The following is a 17,194-nucleotide window of genomic DNA, read 5'->3' as shown; positions in this document are numbered from 1 at the left end:
CGCCGGGCCACAACTGCATGCAACTAGACAATCAATGGCGATGTAAAGGTCGCTTGACATCTCCGGTGGATGCTTCTAGCGTGTCAAGTGTCCTTTACATCGCGTGGGGGAGGTTTCGGTGTCCGCATTCGGCGAGCTCAAGGCGACCGGTCGGCTCGCGCTCTGGACGCTCGCGTGGGCCGCGACGCTGGCCCTGGCCAAGTTCGGGCCGCAGCACGTGTGGGACCCGCCGCAGCAGGTGGCGAGCTGGGCCGCGGTCGCGGTCAACGTCGTCGTCGGTGCCGGCTGGATCGTCGCGTTCACCCGCTTTCTCCGGTCGCTTGACGAGCTGCAGCGCAAGATCATGCAGGACGCGCTGGCGGCCACGTTGGGTGTGGGGTGGGTGCTGGGGTTCGCCTACGTCGTCGCCGACCAGGCCTCGCTCGCCGCCGGCGACATCGACGTCGCCGTCCTTCCCGTGGTCATGGCGGTCGTCTTCGTGTCGGCGTTCGTGGTCGGCAAGCTCCGGTACCGATGAAGAACCGCATCACCGAGCTACGCGCCGAGCGCGGCTGGACCCAGCTGGCCCTCGCGCTGGAGGCCGGTGTGTCCCGGCAGACGATCAACGCCATCGAGACGGGGAAGTTCGACCCGAGCCTCCCGCTCGCCTTCCGCCTGGCCAAGCTGTTCGAGCTGCGGATCGAGGAGCTCTTCCTCGACGAGCAGTAGTCAGTTCAACAGGCGTTGCGCCCAGTAGACCTGCCCGTCGGGCCCGACGTTGACAAGCGCGACCAGCAGGTCACCGACGGCGGCGGGCGCGGTGGCAACGGCCATGTGCGGCAGCGTGCCGGGCACCTCGGGCCGCAGCACGACGGCGAAGGTGACGGGCGACGCGTCGACGGACGTCACGGTGACAGCGCTGCCGCTGGTCCAGTAGCCGCCGTCGATCTCGCGGGCGCCGACCCCTGCGAGCCACGGATACCGCTCCTCGGCGACGTCCAGGGACCCGTCGGACCCGGAGCTGACGTCGTCCGGGCGGGCGGAGGTCGCGTTGACGAAGCCGGGCATGAGGTGGGTCCGCTTGTCCAGCACCACGATGCGGAACGTGCCGTTCTTCTGCGGGTCGGGCGGCCGTTGCCACGTCACCCGACCGAGGAAGATCTGGTCGCCGTCGCCGGCCTGCTCCGGGGTCCGCGGCGCGAACGCGGCGTCCATAGTGGCCTGATCGACCAGGCTCAGCGTGGCGGTCGCCGCCAGCACCTCGGGTCCGTACGGCGGCCGCGCGTGCCACCACCGCCAGCCGCCGACGGCCGCGCCCGCCACGAGCAACAGAGTGACGCTCAGTATCAACGCCGCTCGCTGCCTCATGGGTGGTAGTAAAACAGGAGCACCCAAGAACGGCGACGGTGATCTGGGGCGGTGGGTCTGGGACTTTGATCTCCAAATTCCCAGATCTAGCGCCCCAGATCGGCTGTCCACAGGGGGTGGCGGCTGCCGTGGGGCATCAGCACGATTGGTTCTGTGGATTCGCGGTTGGTCGCTGCTCTCGCCGCGGGGGGCGGTGTTGTCGTGTGGAACTGTGCCGGGGCGGTGCCCAGGTGGGCGTTGGACGACGCGCGTCGAGCGGGCCGACTGGCTCCCGTTTTGCCAGGTGTGTTCGTCGACTCTGCCAGGGCAGCCGACGTCGAGGTGCGCCGACGCGCCGCCATCGCATACGCCCGCGGCACCGGGGCGCTGAGCTTCACCACCGCGCTGGCCGTCTGGGGGCTGTGGGAAGACGAAGAGACGGTCCATGTGACGGTGCCCCGTTCGAGCGCGTTCCGCTCGCGGGCTTGGGTGATGATGCATCGCCCGCGTGCCGAACTCGACGCCGTGACGAGACAGGCCTTCTCGGTCACCCGCCTTGACCAAACGCTTGTGGACGCATGGTCCATCCTGCCCTCAGCTCGGCGGCGCGAGCCGGTGATACGGGCCATCAACGAGCGAATGACAACGGTCGGCCGGGTCCGAGTCGCGCTCGACGGAGCTCGTCGGCTCAACGGTTTGCACGAATTCCGGCAACTGGTCCGACTCCTCGCGCAGGGTTGCCGCAGCGAACTCGAGATCTGGGGCCACGACAACGTCTTCACCGGCCCCGGAATGCCGCGGTTCGCGCGTCAGTTCCCCATCACACTTGGTGGGCGCACGGTCTATCTCGACGTGTTCGCCGAACCTGAGCGAGTCGACTTCGAACTCGACGGCTTTTCCACCCACGGGGATCCACGGCAGCGGGAGGCGGACCTCAGGCGCGACGCGGCTCTCGCCGCGCAGGGCATCCTCGTCGTCCGCTTCACGCGTAGACGCCTGCTGTCGGAACCGATCGCCGTACGCACGGAGATTCTGGCGATTCTGTGTGCCAGGCAACGGCCGTAGCGGTTGCCCGACCCGGACGCGGCGGCTGGATGCGCGCGCCCGGGCGGCGTCGGGCTCACGGCGCGCGGTGGATGACGATGTCGCCGTGGCGGGTGCGGGCGTGCACCGAGACCTGGACCGTCGACGGGTTGGGCTCCGACGAGACCGAGTCGCGCACCGACGCGCGTTCGCTCTTCGCGTCGACGCGTGCCGCGACCCCCGTACCGATGCCGACCTCGATGTCGCCCGAGCCGTTCGTCAGGTTCGCGTGTCCGTGCGTCATCCGGCCGATCCGGATCGCGCCGCTGGCCGTTCCGGCGGTGACGTTGCCGTCGGCGCGGTCGATGTCGAAGTCGCAGCTCGCGCTGCTGAGCTCGAGGTCGCCGCCGACGTGGCCGATCCACGCCCGGCCACCCGAGTTCGAGAACGTGACCGTCTCCGCCACCGAACCGATCCGCATCGCGAACGACCCGCCGTCGATGTCGGCGCGGCCCGCGACGTGGCCGACTGACACCTCACCGGACGCGACGTTCGCCCGCAGCGCGGCCACGCCGTCGAGCTCCACCCGACCCGAGGCCAGGTGCAGCTCACACCCGCCCAGCGTCCCGGCGGCGTGCACCTCCGAATGCGCGAGGTACGCACCCAGGCTCGAACCGGCCGGCAGCTCGATGGTGATCGCCACCGAGCCGGACCTGGCGCCCGAAGCCGTGGTCTTGACCGAGAGCCGGCCGTCGGCGAAGTCGACCCTGGTCTTCTGCGCGACCTTGACGTCCTTGGGGCTCCCCGCGTCGATGGGCACGACGACGACAGAGGTGTCGGTGCGGTCGGTCGCGCTGACCCGCACGTGGGCGCCGGCGACCTCGACGATGGCGGCGATCGGGCTCGGGGTGGCGAAGGTGGGCATGTCCGGCTCCTCTGATCGGGTGTCCCGCTCCCGGCGGGCCATGCGACAACCATCGGTGGCGGTCCCGCCACCGACCTGACACGGCGTTGACACGTCGCCTACAGCTGGAGCACGGGCGTTTCCAACGCCGTCCAGGTCCGGCCGTCGGTCGACATGCCGAACTCGTTCCGCAGGCTCACCGCCAGGTAGCCACCACCGGACACCGGGACGATCCGCGAGTACGGTCGCGGGCCGTCGCGCACCTCGCGCACAGACCGGCCGTCGCTGGTGCGCAACAGCTTGTTCGGCTCCGAGAGGTACGCGCCGCCGTCGGCCGTGCCGTAGATCCCGTTTCGACCGAACGGCACGGGGATCTCGTTGCCGTCGTCCCAGGTCCGGCCGCCGTCGTCGCTGCGGAAGACGCGCTGCGTGTAAGCCGAGCTCGTCTGGTACAGCGCGTACGCCCGCTTGCTGTTCGCGACCGTGACGTCGACGAACACGGCGTCCTGCGGCAGCTTCCGGACGCTCCAGGTGCGGCCACCGTCGCGGCTGACGGCGAGCGACTTCCCGACGTACCCTGTCGGCTCTTTCCCGGTGTAGCCGAACAGCCACCGCTCCGTCGTCGGGCTCGTGAGCACCCGCGCCTCCAGCACCGGCAGCGCGACGCTGGCCAGGTCACCGGTGCGGGGGTCGAGGCCGATCAGGCGATCCTGCAGAACCTCGACCGACACCCAGTCGGCGGGCAGCTCGGCGACCTCGGTGACCGGGGCCGGGCGCCACGTGCGGCCCGCGTTCGTGCTCGTCGAATAGGCCGCCGTGCGGTCGCCCAGCTTGTCCGGGCGCCCGCGGACGACCGCGACCACCGTCTCGCCGGCGGCCGCGACGACGAACCGGGAGTCGCTGACCCCGCCACCCGGCATCGCCGCCGACGTCCAGGTGCGACCCCGGTCGGCGGTGGCGGCGACCAGGTCGACGCACTGCGCCCGGCAGTCGCGCACGGGCAGATAGAGATGGTCCAGGTCGCCGGCGACCGCATAGCTGGTCACGGAGACCTGGGGGATCGGGCTGCCGCCCGGCTTCGGGTTCTCGGCGAAGTGCTGGAGCGCGTACGGGCTGCCCTCGGGCGCCGGTCGCGGCTGGTCCGCGCCGCCGAAGCTGCCGGTCACGAGCCCGCCGCCGGCGGCCACCACCAGGGCCACCGCGGCCGCACCGAACGCGGCCAGGAACCGGCGCTTGCGGGCGGCCTTGGCCACCACGTCCTCCCAGTCGGGCCGGAAGGCCTGCCGGCCGGCCTCGACCAGCCCGGCGAAGTCTGGTTCACGCACGGGTCGCCTCCCGGTCGGTGAGGGCCGCGGCGAGGGCCCGGCGGCCCCGCAACAGCCTGGTTTTGACCGCTTCCACGCTGCAGCCCAGCGCGGCGGCCACCTCGGCCACCGGCTGGTCCGCGATGTAGTGCAGGACCACCGCCTCGCGTACCGCCCGCGGCAGCGTTTGCAGTGCCGCGACCAGCGCGATGTGGTCGGGGGACAGGGGCGGAGCGACCTCGTCGCGCGGCACCCGCCCGGTCCGGACCAGCCGGTCGAAGAGCGCCCGTCGCCGATGCCGCGACCGCGCGAGGGCCGCGCGAGCACCCGCGCGAACGCCTCGTGCACAGCGTCCTGCGCCTCGGCATAATCCCCGGTCAGCCCGAACATCTGGGCCGTAAGCCGCGGCGCCGCGACGCGGTACAGCTCGTGCAGGTCAACCTCGCCGTCCACCGCCACCTCCGTCAGTCCCTCCTACGACCTCCGGCACCCGGTGAAGGTGACATCCCGATCCAAGGTCAACATCTAGATCATGACTCGGGTCCGCGGTGGTCCGGACCGTTCCTCCCGCGAGGGACCGCTCCGCTGCGCTCCGCTTGCCAGGTCCGCGTATGTCGTCGGCATCCTGGCACCCTGTGGAGGTGATATCCCGATCTTCCGCCGGCGCGCGGGCGGCAGGCATTTTTCGTCGCACGCCGCTGGAGCGCTCGGACCAGCACGTCTCCTGGGACCGGACCGACCAGGCGTTCTTCGCCGCCGGCGCCTGCCACATCCTTGCCTGGACCTGTCGGGCCGCCTACCCGGACCGGCCGATCGCGATCGAGGCGCTCCGGGTCGAAGACCAGGTCTTCCACGTGTACGCCCGATGGGGCACGTGGGCGTTCGACCACTCGGGCTGGAGTCCCGAGTCGGCGCTGCTGGCGGTCAACGAGGCCCACGAGGGCCGGCCGTTGGAACGAACCACGATCACGACCGGCCTCGCCGAGTTCTGCGCGACGCACGCGCACCGCATGCCGGACCAGTACTGGGCGGATCCGCTGCCGCGCGCGCTCGACTACCTGCGCCGCCACGTGCCGCCGTGGGAGCGTTGACGGACACTGAACGGGCGCCGCGGAGCTGTTCCGTCGGCGTCAAGTGCGTGGACCTAGCGTGTCGCCATGAACAAGAAATCGAAGATGAGCGACAACGCTCTGCGGGTCGGGCTGTGGGTCCACGTTCTCTGTTACGTCGTCGGCATCGCGGCGCAGGTGGTGTTGTGGTGGTTGCTCACGCCGGACCACTTCTTCTGGCCGCTGTGGTCGTTCCTCGGCTGGACCATCGGCCTGGGCTTCCACATCTGGGCGGTGCGCTCGGGCCAGGCCATGCGCGCGGTGCAGGACATGCGCGCCCGCTACTAGGCGATCTCGCTCCCTCGTCAGGAAAGTCACCGCTGGTCGGCACCTCAGCGCTGGGTGGGTTGGAGGGTCAAGCAGCCCGGATGTTGAGCAGTTCGGGCGAGGGAAGTTCATTTGGGTTGGTCTCCTCGACGCCGAGATATTCGATGCCGCCGAGGACCTCCCCCCGCTGAGGATCCTCGATCGTGTAGAGGAACAGCCCTTCATAGGAGCCACGAACGCCCGCATTGACTCTTATGGTCATCCCGAGACCGCGTCCAGGCTGGAAGTCGATGGAGGGGCAGCCACAGCCGCATATGTCAACAACGACGACTTCCGCCGTTTCGCGCCGCAGGGTGTCGACGTTCGGGAAGTCGACGGTCAACAGCGCTTCAAGCACCGCTCGCTCTCGCTGAGTCAGGGGCCTCGCGTCCATGCCAATGATCGTCCCAGGTTCTGGTTCAGGTGGCCGGAGGTGGGTCGGGACCGCCCGGTCCAGAGCGCATGGCGTCCGCGCCTACCGGGCGATTTGGCTACCTGGCGTTCACCTGTTTTTCGAAGCTGGTTCATAGGTAGCTTTCAGTTCCGGTTGCAAATGTCCTATTCGCCTCTGCTGACTAGAGACGGGTTCGACTATGCGATCGCTCGATCCGACCGGTAACGACGACGGGGGCGGTCACGCGCTGCGGGCGGCGAGCAGGCTGCACGCGTTCAACCGATACGAGATCAAGTATCTGCTGCCCGTCACCGCTGTGCCCGCGTTGCGGCGGGTGCTTGCCGGGCGGATGGAGCCCGATAGCCACAGCGCCGGCAGCGGCGGCTACGGCGTGTGGAGCCTCTACTACGACACCCGCGACCTGCGGTTCTACTGGGAGAAGATCGAGGGGCTGCGGTTCCGGCGGAAGCTGCGGATCCGCCACTACGGCGATCGATCCACAATAGACGACGACACCGCCGTGTACGTCGAGATCAAGCAGCGGGTCAACCGGGTCACGCAGAAGCGCCGGTTGGCGCTGCCCTACCGCCTGGCCCGTGAGCTCTGCGACGGCCGAGCCAAGGTCGCGCAGGATCCGTTCCTCGACGAGGTCCTGGAACTGCTCTGCGGCCTCGACCTGCGGCCCATCGCGACGACCGGCTACCAGCGCGAGGCATTCGTCGGCCGCGGCGCCGACGCCGGCTTGCGCGTCACGCTGGACCACCGCGTCCGCGGCCGCGACCGCGACTTCCACCTCGGCGCCGACGCCGAGAACCGGCTCATCGTGCCGGCGCGCCTCGCGGTGGTCGAGTTCAAGGCCAACGAGCGCGTCCCGTACTGGCTCACCGACCTGGCCGCCGAGCTCAACCTGTCGGTGGTCCGGATGTCCAAGTACTGCCAGAGCGTGGAGGCCTTCGGGCGCGCACCCCGCTCGGTCTTCCACGTGCCCGACGAAGCAACCGCTACCAGGATCGAGGTCTGACCCACATGCCGTTCGACGTCCAGGATCTGTCCGGCACCTTCAGCGTCGGTGACATCGCCATCTCGCTGTCGCTGTCGTTCGTACTCAGCGTGCTGATCGGTTGGGTCTATCGGTTCACCCACCGCAACATCTCGTACAGCCAGTCCTATGTGCAGACGCTCGTCATCCTCGGCATGCTGATCGCGTTGATCATGCTGGTGGTCGGCTCGAACATCGCCCGGGCGTTCGCGCTCGTCGGCGCGCTGTCGGTGGTGCGCTTCCGCAACGCGATCAAGGAGACCCGCGACGTCGGGTTCATCTTCCTCGTGATGGGCGTCGGCATGGCCGCCGGCACCCGGTTCTACACCCTCGCCATCGTGGCCGCCGTCGCGATCAGCCTGGTCATCCTCGTGATGTACCGCTTCAACTGGTTCGCCTCGAACATCCAGCGCCAGGTCGTCAAGGTCCAGGTGCCGCCGGACGGTGACTACGTCGCGCACATCCAGGACGTGCTGATCGCGCACACCAGCGAGTTCGAGCTCGTCAGCATCGAGTCGATCCGGGGCGGCGCGCTTACCGAGCTCATGTACACGGTGCGGCTGCGCAAGGGCCACGAGCCCGGCCAGCTGATCAGCGCGCTCGGCGAGCGGACCGGCGGGCAGCGGGTCACGGTGCTGACCGGCTACGACCAGACGGACCTGTGATGGCCCTCCGACATCGCATTCCGCCACGGATCCGCCAGTACTGGAAGCTGCTCGCCGCCTGCGTGGTTTTCCTCGTGGTGTCGGCGGTGGTGTTCAGCACCGTGCGCGTGACGCCGCTGGTGACCAGCGCCAGCGACAGCACGAGCGACGACGTCACGCAGGACATCGCGGGGACCACCGACCTCTTCGACGCCACCAAGGCGCACGAGATCACGCTGACCTTCCGTGCGGACGACTACCAGCGGCTGCTCGACGAGTACTTCGAGGAGGGCGAGAAGAGCTTCCTGGAGGCGGACGTCACGGTCGACGGTACCGCCCTGCCCAGCGTCGGCATCCGGTTGAAGGGCAACTCCACCCTGTCCGGGCTGACCCGCGACGGCCAGGCCCGGTCCGGCAGGTTCGGCCAAGGTCGGGCCTCGCTGAAGGCGGAGGAGCCCGAGAACCTGCCGTGGCTGATCCGCTTCGACGAGTTCGTCGACGGCCGGCGCTATCAGGGACATCGGGAGATCGCGGTACGCGTCGCGGGCATGGGCGGCGGCAGCACGGTGCTCAACGAGGCGCTCGCGCTCGACGTGTTGGCCGCCACCGGACAGCCCGCGCAGCGGTACGCCTACTCCAGCTTCACCGTCAACGACCGGCCCACCACGGCCCGCCTGATCGTCGACCACCCGGACGAGGGCCTGCCCGGCGGCGACGGCGTGCTCTACAAGAGCCTGGCCACCAGCCAGTTCACGGACCAGGGCGACGATCAGACGGCGTACGCGGACGACTTCGAGCAGATCACCAAGAAGGGCAGCCAGGACCTCCAGCCCGTGATCAACCTGGTCAAGTGGGTCAACAGCGCCAGCGACGCGGAGTTCGACGCGAAGCTCGGCGAGCACGTCGACGTGGCGGCCTTCGCGCGCTACGTGGCCGTGCAGGACCTGCTGATGAACTTCGACGACATGGCGGGTCCGGGCCGCAACTACTACCTCTGGTACGACCTGGACACGAAGACGTTCACGGTCGTGGGTTGGGACTACAACCTGACCTTCTCCTCGATGGGAGGCGGGTTCCGGCCCCCGGACGGCATGGAAATGCCCGAGGGCTTCCAACCGCCCGAGGGCATGGAGCGTCCGGACGGTGGCCAGCGACCTGGGGGCGGCTTCGACGGGATGGGCGGCAACAAGCTCAAGGAGCGCTTCCAGGCCAGTGCCGCGTTCAAGACGGTGTACGAGGAAGCCCACCGCGACCTCTACCAGAAGATCTACGGCGACGGCACCGCGCTGAGCTCGCTCGACCGCATCGCCAAGGTCCTGTCCACGGTCGGTGGCTACGACGCGCAGCAGACCACCAGCGACGCCGAGCAGCTCCGCACGGCCATCCAGCAGCAGACAGACAGCGCGTGACGCTACGGAGTGGGGGACGCGGACGGGCGCAGCACCGCGCACGCCTGCATGGCGGCGGCGACCTTCGGGTCGGCCGTGCTCGGGTTGGCCGTGAGCTCGACACCCCGGTCGGAGAGGCAGTTGCGGTACGCCGCACCGGCTCCCCGGTTGCCGCCGCCACCCGGGCCGCCCCGCCCGTTCTCGCCGCCCGGCCCGCCGGTCGGACGCACCGACTGGCAGGCCTCCTGCGCCTTCTGCCAGGTCGCGTCGTCGACGCCCTGGGGCCGGAAGCCGCCGCCCATCCGCCCGCCGCCCATCCGCCCGCCGCCCGGCCGGCCCGACGGGAAGTCGGTCGGGCGCCCGGACGGGAAGGCGGTGGGACGCCCGGACGGGAAGCCGTTCGGGCGCCCGGACGGCCGACCGGAGGGAAACGCCGTGGGCCGGCCGGACGGGAAGCCCTGGATGTCTACGCCGTTCTGCCGCAGGCAGTCGAAGTAGGCGTTGGCCCCGGCCGGACCGGCGGCCGTGCCCCCGTCTCCGGAACCGCTGTCGGAGCCGCAGGCGGCGGTCAGCAACAGGGCCGCCGAGCCGACGACCAGGGCGAGCGTCCATCGCTTACGGGACACGGGTCCTCCATTCATGGACGTGCCGCGGGGGTGGGATCCGCGGCACGCCGGCCCATGGGACCGCGGCAACCTCCACGCGCCGTCAGGCCAAGCTCGGAAAAACCTTCGAATCGACTTTGAGGAAACTCCGAGGTACGGCTCAGCGGCCTGCGAGGTGGGTCGCCGAGACTCGCGGCTCATGGGCGTTCGCCGCAAGATCTGGCACGGGCGCGCGCGGTTCGCCGTGTGCGCTGCCGTGGCGCTGGTCGTCGTTTCCGCATCCGCCGGCGCGTACGCGCTGACCAGAGACGACCCGGCGCCGTCAGCCAAGGCCGGCACCGCTCGGGTCGACCGGGGCGACGTGGTCACGGCCGTCGCGACGACCGGATCGCTGGAACCCGCCGAGACGCGCACGCTCAGCTTCGCGGTCGCGGGCACCGTGACGGTGGTCAAGGTGCGGGCCGGCGACCAGGTCAAGACGGGCCAGGTGCTGGCCGAGGTGGACGCCACCGACGCGAGCGACCGGGTGGACGACGCCCGGCGGTCGCTCGACGAGGCACAGGACACGCTGGACAAGGCGGACGACGGCGGAGCCACGACCTGCACGGCCGGCGGCGGCGGGGACCGGGTCGCGCCGGTCCACTACGTGACCTCCCCGAGCCCGTCGGCCTCCCCGTCACCGAGCGGGCAGCCGACCACGTCCCCGTCACCGAGCCGGCCGACGACGAGTCCGCCCCGCCAGCCGCCGCGCACGACCGATCCGACCCGCTCCGGGCCCGGCGGCGGTGGCACGAGCGAGGGCTGCGCCGACCAACGCGGCGGCGACGCCGTGCTCTCCGCGCTGCAGCGGGTCAACAGCGCCGAGCTCGCGCTCGCCGAGGCGGAGGACCAGCTCGCCGGCACGAAGATCAAGGCGCCGATCGCCGGCAAGGTCCTCACCGTGGCCGGCGTGGTCGGCACGGACGTCCGGGCCGGCAGCACCTTCGTGTCCGTGGCCGACGTGGCCGGCATGCAGGTGGCGGCCGACTTCCCGGAGGCCGACGCGAACCGGCTCGACGTCGGCCAGACCGCGACCGTCACGCTCGCCAACCACCCGGGTGACGAGCTCGCCGCCCGCGTCGTCACGGTCAGCCCGGTCGGCACCGCCGATGGCAACATGGTCCGCTACGGCGTGGTGCTCGCCTTCGAGACGAGCCCGGCGGACCTGCTGGTGGGCCAGAGCGCGAGCGTACGCGTCACCACCGGCGAGGCCGCCGGCGTGCTCCGCGTGCCCTCCACGGCCGTACGCGCCGATGGGAACGCCGTCGTCAGAACCGCGACCGGCGACCAGACCCGGGCGATCGGGGTCGGCCTGCGCGGCGACCAGTACACCGAAGTCACCTCCGGTCTCACCGAGGGTGACGAGGTCGTGCTGGCCGGCAACTGAGCCCGGCGTTCCCAGGGAGCTTTGAGGTGGCGCGAGGCTGGCTCCGAGCCGGCTGCCCCAAGCTGGCGCGCATGCTCCGATCCCTTCCGAGACCGGGTATGTCCCCCGCGCTCGTGGTCAACGTCGTGCTCGCGCTGGCAGTGGCCGGCGCGGGCGCGTGGGCGTACACCTCCTTCGGCCGAGCCGAGGCGGCCGAGCCCACGTCCGGAACGACCCGCACGGTCGCGGCCGCGCAGGGCACCGTGACGGCCACCGTCTCCGCTTCAGGGACGGTGCGGAGCTCGGCCACGGCCAGCGCCTCGTTCGGAACCTCCGGCACGGTGACCGACATCCGCGTCAAGGTGGGCGACAAGGTCAAGAAGGGGCAGGTCCTGGCCACCGTGGACGACACCGCGGCACAGCGGAAGCTCGACGCCGCGCGGGCCGACCTCGACGCCGCGCAGGCCGCGCTCGACCGGGCCGAGGACGCCGGCGGCGACACCTCGGAGGCCGAGGCCCAGGTGAGCCAGGCCGAAACGGCCGTCGACGAGGCGCAGGACGGTGTCGCCGGCGCCACGCTCAAGGCGCCGCGCGCCGGCACGATCACCGCGGTCAACGGCACGGTCGGCGGGCAGGCCTCGGGCAGCGGCTCGACCGGCGGCAACGGCTCGACGGGCGGCAACGGCTCGACCGGCGGCGGGAGCGACGACACCAGCTCGGACGGGTTCATGGACATCGCCGACCTGACCAAGCTCGAGGTGTCCGCCTCCGTCTCCGAGACCGACGCCACCAAGCTCAAGGCGGGCCAGGCGGGCACCGTCACCTGGAACGCCCTGCCGGGCGCGCAGACCTCGGGCAAGCTCGCCACCATCGACCCGAACGCCACGTCGGAGAACAACGTCGTGACGTACGGCGTGACCTTCACGCTCGACAAGCTGCCCGACGGAGTACGCGTCGGCCAGAGCGTCAACGTGTCCGTCACGGTCGGGCAGGCCGAGAACGTCGTCTACGTGACCTCGGCCGCGGTCACCGGCGGCGGCAACCGGCACGTCGTGACCGTGCTGGAGAACGGCCAGCGGGTCACCCGCCAGGTGGAGATCGGGCTCGAGGGCGACGGCGCGACGGAGATCAGGTCCGGGCTCGCGGCCGGTGACCAGGTCGTGGTCACGCTGCCGTCGACGACGTCGAACCAGGGCGGGTTCACCGGGCCCGGCGGCGGGGTCTTCCCGGGCGGCGGCGGGTTCTCCGGCGGCGGACGCAACGGTGGCGGCGCGCGCCTCGGAGGCGGCCGGTGACCGTCCTCGACATCCGCGCGGTCACGAAGGTCTACGGCGAGGGCGCGGCGACCGTGCACGCCCTGCGCGGCGTCTCCCTGGACGTCGAGCCCGGCGAGTACGTGGCCATCATGGGCTCGTCCGGCTCCGGCAAGTCGACCCTGATGAACATCCTGGGCTGCCTCGACATCCCGACCGCCGGCCGCTATCTCCTCGACGGCGTCGACGTCAGCCGCCTCAACGACCGCCAGCTCGCCCTCGTCCGCAACCGGCGCATCGGGTTCGTCTTCCAGTCGTTCAACCTGATCCCGCGTACGACCGCCGTGGCCAATGTGGAGCTTCCGCTGGCGTACGCGGGCGTCAAGGCGGCCGAGCGCCGCCGCCGGGCGCTGGTCGCGCTGGACATGGTGGGCCTGGCCGATCGGGCCGGCCACGAGCCCAACCAGCTCTCCGGTGGCCAGCAGCAGCGGGTCGCGGTGGCCCGGGCCCTGGTCACCGAGCCCGCGCTGGTCCTCGCGGACGAGCCGACCGGCAACCTCGACAGCCGGTCCACGGAGGACATCCTGCGCATCTTCGACGACCTGCACGCCGCCGGCCGCACGATCGTCCTGATCACCCACGAGACGGACGTGGCCGCCCGGGCCAGCCGGCTGATCCGGCTCTTCGACGGTCAGATCGCCTCCGACGTACAGCAGGATCGGATCCTGGCATGAGCCTTTTCGAGGTGCTCCGCTTCGCCGTACGCGGAATCGGCGCCAACAAGCTCCGCTCCGGCCTGACCATGCTCGGCATCCTGATCGGTGTCGCGGCGGTGATCCTGCTCGTCGCGGTCGGCAACGGGTCGGCGCAACAGGTCGCCGACCGGATCGAGGCGCTAGGCACCAAGACCCTGACCGTGCAAGGCACAGGCGGGGGCCAGGTGCTCACGCCCGCGGTGGCCCAGGCGCTGCACGACCCGGTGCTCGCGCCCGACGTCACGTCGGTGTCGCCGGTGGTGAGCACCCAGGCGACGCTGACCTACCAGGGCACCGACCACGCGGTGCAGCAGTTCGTCGGCAGCTACCCGAGCTACTTCGGCGCGTCCAACTCGCCCGTCGGCACGGGTGCGGCGTTCACCGACGACGACGTGGCGCAGGGCCGGCGGGTCGTGGTGATCGGCAAGACCGTCGCCGACGAGCTGTTCCCCGGCACTGCGGCGGTCGGCAAGGAGCTCACCGTCAGCGGCGCGCTGTTCACCGTGGTCGGGGTGCTCGACGAGAAGAGCAGCGCCTCCGGCTTCATGGACGCCAACGACCTCGCGATCGCACCGCTGACGGCGGTGCAGCAGACGCTGACCGGGTACGGCGCCTACAACTCGATCGTCGTCGAGGCCGCCTCGAGCGCGAAGGTGGCCGACGCACAGTCGCAGGTGTCGCTGATCCTGTCGCAGCGGGTGCAGGTGCCCGCCGGCTCGACTAGCCAGCCGTACCGCATCCAGAACGCCTCCCAGCTGCTGGAGACGCAGACGGAGACGGCCGACACGTTCACCACGCTGCTCGGCGCGGTCGCCGGGATCAGCCTGCTGGTCGGTGGCATCGGCATCACCAACATCATGCTGGTCACGGTGACCGAGCGGACCCGCGAGATCGGCATCCGCAAGGCGCTCGGCGCGCCCCGCCGCGTGATCCTCACCCAGTTCCTCGCCGAGGCCACGATGCTGAGCCTGCTCGGCGGCGGGCTGGGCGTGGCCGCCGCGCTGATCGGGAGCCGCTTCACGATCGTCGGCGTGCGACCGGTGATCGTCCCCAGCTCGATCGCCCTGGCGCTGTGCGTCTCCGTCGCGATCGGCCTGTTCTTCGGCAGCGTCCCCGCGAACCGCGCCGCCCGCCTGCGCCCCATCGACGCCCTCCGTTACGAGTGACACCCGGGAGAGTCTTGTGACGACATTGGACGCACAGCTGGCCGCCACGGCGAGCCGCCGGTGGTGGAACCGGTGGACTGTCGTGCTCGCGCTGGCGCTGCTGCTCGTCGGCGGGTTCGCGTCCGGCATCCAGGTCCAGAAGGCGTACGGCGACCAGCCCGCCGCCGGGCCCGGTGGCGGCGGGTTCCGCGGCCAGGGCGGCTTCACGCCTCCGACGGCCTTCCCGGGCGGCGGTTCGGCCCGCGGCGGCAACGCTGGGGCCGCTTCTGAGACGACGACCGGCACCGTCAAGCTCGTCGACGGCACCACCGTGTACGTCGAGACGGAGTCCGGCGACGTGGTGACCGTCCGCACCGACGCCGACACCGCCGTCTCGTTGCCCGGCAAGCTCAAGGACCTGAAGGCCGGCGACAAGGTCAGCGTGTCGGGCGGCGCCGACGGCTCGACCCCGGCGACGGCGGTGGCGAAGTCCAAATAGGACTCAGGACCTACGGCTCCGGCGGGATGTTGTGGTTGATCCGGAACATGTTGCCGGGGTCGTAGGTTCGCTTGACGTCGCGCAGCCGGTGGTACGTGGCCGGTTCGTAGGCGCGGGCCACGGCTTCGGGCGCCAGGTCGTACCCGGTCAGGAAGTTCGCCTGCTGGTGACCCGTCGACCACGGTGCCAGCGCGCCGGAGATGGCATTGAGCGGCGCGCGGAACCGGTCGCCCAGGCCGGGACCGGCCCCGAACGCCCCGCCGAAGAGCTGGAAGCGGGCGTCGCGGTTGCCCACGGCGTTCGGCACGCTCGGGTCCTGCCCCAACGCGCCGCCGAGCTGGCGGATCTCGATCATCGCGGCGGGAGTGTCGACGCCCGGTCCGGCGACGTCGATCAGCGCCTGTTCGGCCGCGGCGGGGAAGTCGCTGAGCAGGGTCGACATCTCGTACGTCGGCACCGGGTCGAGCGGGTCCTGGTGGATGGCGGCGATCTCGGTGTACGGCATCTCGGCGACCGTGTCGGCCAGGGCCGGCGCCGCCGCGCGGAGGCCCGTGACGAGCCGTTCGCCCTCGGCGGGCGGGCCGAGGTAGGCGACCCGCACGTGCACGGTGAACCGGTCGCGCAGGGGTTCCGGGACGTCCGGGTGGTCCGGCAGCCGCATGAACGCGAACGAGAGGGTCAGCTCCTGCGGCGACTCGGCGACCAGCCGGCGGAACGCGTCGATCACCGGACCGACGTGCTCGCCGGCGAAGTAGATGCCTCCTCCGTACAGCTCCGTCGTCGGGACGAGGTCGAGGTCGAGCGACGTCACCACGCCGAAGTTCCCCTTGCCGCCCCGGATCGCCCAGAACAGGTCCGGTTCGTGGCCGGCGTCGATGTGCCGGAGCTCGCCGTCCGGGGTGACGATGTCGGCGGACCGCACGTGGTCGGCGGCCCAGCCGTAGGTGCGGCCGAGGGTCGAGCTCAGGCCCCCGCCGAGGGCGTAGCCGACCACGCCGACGTTGGGTGACGAGCCGGCGAGCGGTGCCAGGCCCTCGGGGAACGCCGCGTCGATCAGGGACTTGGCCGTGACGGCACCGCCGATGGTCGCCGACCGCGACGGGGTGTCGACCACGATGTCCCTGAGCCGGCGAATGTTGACCATGACCGCGCCGTCGGAGGCCACGACCGCGCCGTGCCCGGTGGCGACCGTGGCGACCGGCAGGTCGTTGACGCCCGCGAAGCGCACCGCGGCCTGCACGTCGGCCACGTTCGTCGCACCGACCACGACCGCCGGGCGCTCGACCTGCGCCTGGTTCCAGGTGGCGGTCTCCTCGGCGTAGTCGTCGTCGCCGGGGGCGAGGACCGGGCCGCGGACCTCCGAAGCCAGCCGCCCGAGATCAGACCTGTCGATAACGTACGTCATGCCGTGGCCCCTTCTGGTCGCGTTCGCCCGCTTCACGCGGACGTGGTGCGGATCCGACCGGGGGACGTGCCTCGACGGTATCCAGCCTCAGCCCTTGCCGCCCAGCACCGATCTGAGCTCGGCGAGCAGCACGTCGCGCAGGCCTTCGGGCGACGGCGCGGGACCGCGCTGCACGGCGAAGATCGTCAGCCCGGCCAGCGTCGACAGCAGCAGGTCCGTGACGGTGTCCGCGTCGTACGCGGGCGTGAAGTCACCCCGCTGCACGCCTTCGCGCACGGCGGCCAGGAACGGCTCCCGGTAGCGGGTCCGCACGCCCGCGCTGTGCGCGCCGATGTCGTCGTCCCGCATGGCCGACCGCCAGAACTCGACCAGGACCCGCCGGGTGGCCGCGGAGTTGTGGAGGCTGCGGTCCACCAGAACGACCAGCCGGCGCCACGGGTCGGCCTCGGCCGCCGACATCGCCTCCAGGGCCGCCACCTCCCGCTCGGTGAAGACCTCCATCGCCTCGATGACCATGTCCTCGCGCGACCCGAAGTAGTTCTGGAGCGTGCTGATCGCGACGCCGCTGGCCAGGGACACGTCGGTGAACCGGGTGTTCTCGAAGCCCCGCTCGGCGAGCACGGTCACCACGGCGTCCAGCACGGCGGCCCGCTTGGTGCCGCCGGCCCGTCGTCGTCGCGTCGGCATGGG

Annotated in this window: 21 protein-coding genes; 13 read left to right on the top strand and 8 right to left on the bottom strand. The window is 71.0% G+C overall.

What is annotated here, in order from left to right; translation table 11 throughout:
- Window positions 1-118: 118 nt before the first annotated feature.
- Entirely contained in the window at window positions 119-517 is a 399-nt protein-coding gene (locus CHC05_RS32835; RefSeq protein ID WP_089254517.1) for a hypothetical protein, read from the top strand.
- Window positions 514-708: a helix-turn-helix transcriptional regulator gene (locus CHC05_RS32830; RefSeq protein ID WP_089254516.1), complete on the top strand. Its 195-nt coding sequence runs from the start codon at window positions 514-516 to the stop codon at window positions 706-708. The genes CHC05_RS32835 and CHC05_RS32830 overlap by 4 nt, the downstream gene beginning before the upstream one ends.
- Here CHC05_RS32830 and CHC05_RS32825 read toward each other — a convergent pair whose 3' ends face one another.
- On the bottom strand, window positions 709-1,347 hold the full coding sequence (locus CHC05_RS32825) for a hypothetical protein (protein ID WP_144022885.1): 639 nt from the start codon (window positions 1,345-1,347) through the stop codon (window positions 709-711). It abuts the gene before it with no gap.
- 237 nt (window positions 1,348-1,584) lie between these two features.
- Between CHC05_RS32825 and CHC05_RS32820 the strand changes: the two genes are divergently transcribed.
- The gene (locus CHC05_RS32820) at window positions 1,585-2,391 is read left to right on the top strand and encodes an endonuclease domain-containing protein (RefSeq protein ID WP_245871338.1); all 807 of its coding nucleotides are present in this window, start codon (window positions 1,585-1,587) and stop codon (window positions 2,389-2,391) included.
- A 55-nt stretch (window positions 2,392-2,446) separates the two neighbouring features.
- Here CHC05_RS32820 and CHC05_RS32815 read toward each other — a convergent pair whose 3' ends face one another.
- The 3 genes from CHC05_RS32815 to CHC05_RS42830 form a co-directional block, all read right to left on the bottom strand.
- Window positions 2,447-3,274 (bottom strand): DUF4097 family beta strand repeat-containing protein, encoded by an 828-nt coding sequence (locus CHC05_RS32815; protein ID WP_089254548.1) that lies wholly within the window; start codon window positions 3,272-3,274, stop codon window positions 2,447-2,449.
- Window positions 3,275-3,372: 98 nt separating this feature from the next.
- A complete protein-coding gene (locus CHC05_RS32810) occupies window positions 3,373-4,578 on the bottom strand; it encodes a sialidase family protein (protein WP_089254513.1) in 1,206 nt (401 codons plus the stop codon).
- Window positions 4,571-4,810, bottom strand: a complete 240-nt coding sequence (locus CHC05_RS42830; RefSeq protein ID WP_245871337.1) for an RNA polymerase sigma factor — start codon at window positions 4,808-4,810, stop codon at window positions 4,571-4,573. Before CHC05_RS42830 ends, CHC05_RS32810 begins: the two co-directional genes overlap by 8 nt.
- 388 nt (window positions 4,811-5,198) lie before the next feature.
- On the opposite strand from CHC05_RS42830, the gene CHC05_RS32800 reads away from it, so the two are divergent.
- Entirely contained in the window at window positions 5,199-5,648 is a 450-nt protein-coding gene (locus CHC05_RS32800) for a hypothetical protein (protein ID WP_245871336.1), read from the top strand.
- A 66-nt stretch (window positions 5,649-5,714) separates the two neighbouring features.
- A complete protein-coding gene (locus CHC05_RS32795) occupies window positions 5,715-5,954 on the top strand; it encodes a 2TM domain-containing protein (protein ID WP_089254511.1) in 240 nt (79 codons plus the stop codon).
- Window positions 5,955-6,021: 67 nt separating this feature from the next.
- Here CHC05_RS32795 and CHC05_RS32790 read toward each other — a convergent pair whose 3' ends face one another.
- Window positions 6,022-6,366: a hypothetical protein gene (locus CHC05_RS32790; RefSeq protein WP_089254510.1), complete on the bottom strand. Its 345-nt coding sequence runs from the start codon at window positions 6,364-6,366 to the stop codon at window positions 6,022-6,024.
- A gap of 199 nt (window positions 6,367-6,565) precedes the next feature.
- On the opposite strand from CHC05_RS32790, the gene CHC05_RS32785 reads away from it, so the two are divergent.
- Genes CHC05_RS32785 through CHC05_RS32775 form a run of 3 tightly spaced genes read left to right on the top strand, consistent with a single transcriptional unit; the run spans window position 6,566 to window position 9,458 of the window.
- Entirely contained in the window at window positions 6,566-7,387 is an 822-nt protein-coding gene (locus CHC05_RS32785) for a polyphosphate polymerase domain-containing protein (protein WP_089254509.1), read from the top strand.
- A 5-nt stretch (window positions 7,388-7,392) separates the two neighbouring features.
- Window positions 7,393-8,070: a DUF4956 domain-containing protein gene (locus tag CHC05_RS32780; RefSeq protein WP_089254508.1), complete on the top strand. Its 678-nt coding sequence runs from the start codon at window positions 7,393-7,395 to the stop codon at window positions 8,068-8,070.
- Window positions 8,070-9,458: a CotH kinase family protein gene (locus CHC05_RS32775; RefSeq protein WP_089254507.1), complete on the top strand. Its 1,389-nt coding sequence runs from the start codon at window positions 8,070-8,072 to the stop codon at window positions 9,456-9,458. The genes CHC05_RS32780 and CHC05_RS32775 overlap by 1 nt, the downstream gene beginning before the upstream one ends.
- 2 nt (window positions 9,459-9,460) lie before the next feature.
- On the opposite strand, the gene CHC05_RS32770 is transcribed toward CHC05_RS32775, so the two are convergent.
- Window positions 9,461-10,063, bottom strand: a complete 603-nt coding sequence (locus CHC05_RS32770) for a hypothetical protein (RefSeq protein WP_089254506.1) — start codon at window positions 10,061-10,063, stop codon at window positions 9,461-9,463.
- Window positions 10,064-10,241: 178 nt separating this feature from the next.
- On the opposite strand from CHC05_RS32770, the gene CHC05_RS32765 reads away from it, so the two are divergent.
- The 5 genes from CHC05_RS32765 to CHC05_RS32745 all read left to right on the top strand — a co-directional run bounded on the left by CHC05_RS32765 (window position 10,242) and on the right by CHC05_RS32745 (window position 15,099).
- The gene (locus tag CHC05_RS32765; protein ID WP_179266480.1) at window positions 10,242-11,468 is read left to right on the top strand and encodes an efflux RND transporter periplasmic adaptor subunit; all 1,227 of its coding nucleotides are present in this window, start codon (window positions 10,242-10,244) and stop codon (window positions 11,466-11,468) included.
- Between the two features lie 98 nt (window positions 11,469-11,566).
- Entirely contained in the window at window positions 11,567-12,742 is a 1,176-nt protein-coding gene (locus CHC05_RS32760; RefSeq protein WP_245871335.1) for an efflux RND transporter periplasmic adaptor subunit, read from the top strand.
- Window positions 12,739-13,434: an ABC transporter ATP-binding protein gene (locus tag CHC05_RS32755; protein WP_089254503.1), complete on the top strand. Its 696-nt coding sequence runs from the start codon at window positions 12,739-12,741 to the stop codon at window positions 13,432-13,434. Before CHC05_RS32760 ends, CHC05_RS32755 begins: the two co-directional genes overlap by 4 nt.
- Complete coding sequence (locus tag CHC05_RS32750; protein WP_089254502.1) at window positions 13,431-14,621, top strand: ABC transporter permease; 1,191 nt, start codon at window positions 13,431-13,433, stop codon at window positions 14,619-14,621. The genes CHC05_RS32755 and CHC05_RS32750 overlap by 4 nt, the downstream gene beginning before the upstream one ends.
- Window positions 14,622-14,637: 16 nt before the next feature.
- Entirely contained in the window at window positions 14,638-15,099 is a 462-nt protein-coding gene (locus CHC05_RS32745; RefSeq protein WP_089254501.1) for a hypothetical protein, read from the top strand.
- Between the two features lie 10 nt (window positions 15,100-15,109).
- Here CHC05_RS32745 and CHC05_RS32740 read toward each other — a convergent pair whose 3' ends face one another.
- Both CHC05_RS32740 and CHC05_RS32735 read right to left on the bottom strand, forming a co-directional pair.
- Window positions 15,110-16,504, bottom strand: coding sequence for an FAD-binding oxidoreductase (locus CHC05_RS32740; RefSeq protein WP_089254500.1), 1,395 nt, complete (start codon window positions 16,502-16,504; stop codon window positions 15,110-15,112).
- Between the two features lie 87 nt (window positions 16,505-16,591).
- A complete protein-coding gene (locus tag CHC05_RS32735; protein ID WP_089254499.1) occupies window positions 16,592-17,191 on the bottom strand; it encodes a TetR/AcrR family transcriptional regulator in 600 nt (199 codons plus the stop codon).
- Window positions 17,192-17,194 lie beyond the last annotated feature (3 nt).

This window comes from Asanoa hainanensis, assembly GCF_900188485.1.
Taxonomy (GTDB): domain Bacteria; phylum Actinomycetota; class Actinomycetes; order Mycobacteriales; family Micromonosporaceae; genus Asanoa; species Asanoa hainanensis.
This window is presented reverse-complemented; position numbering and strand designations above follow the sequence as displayed.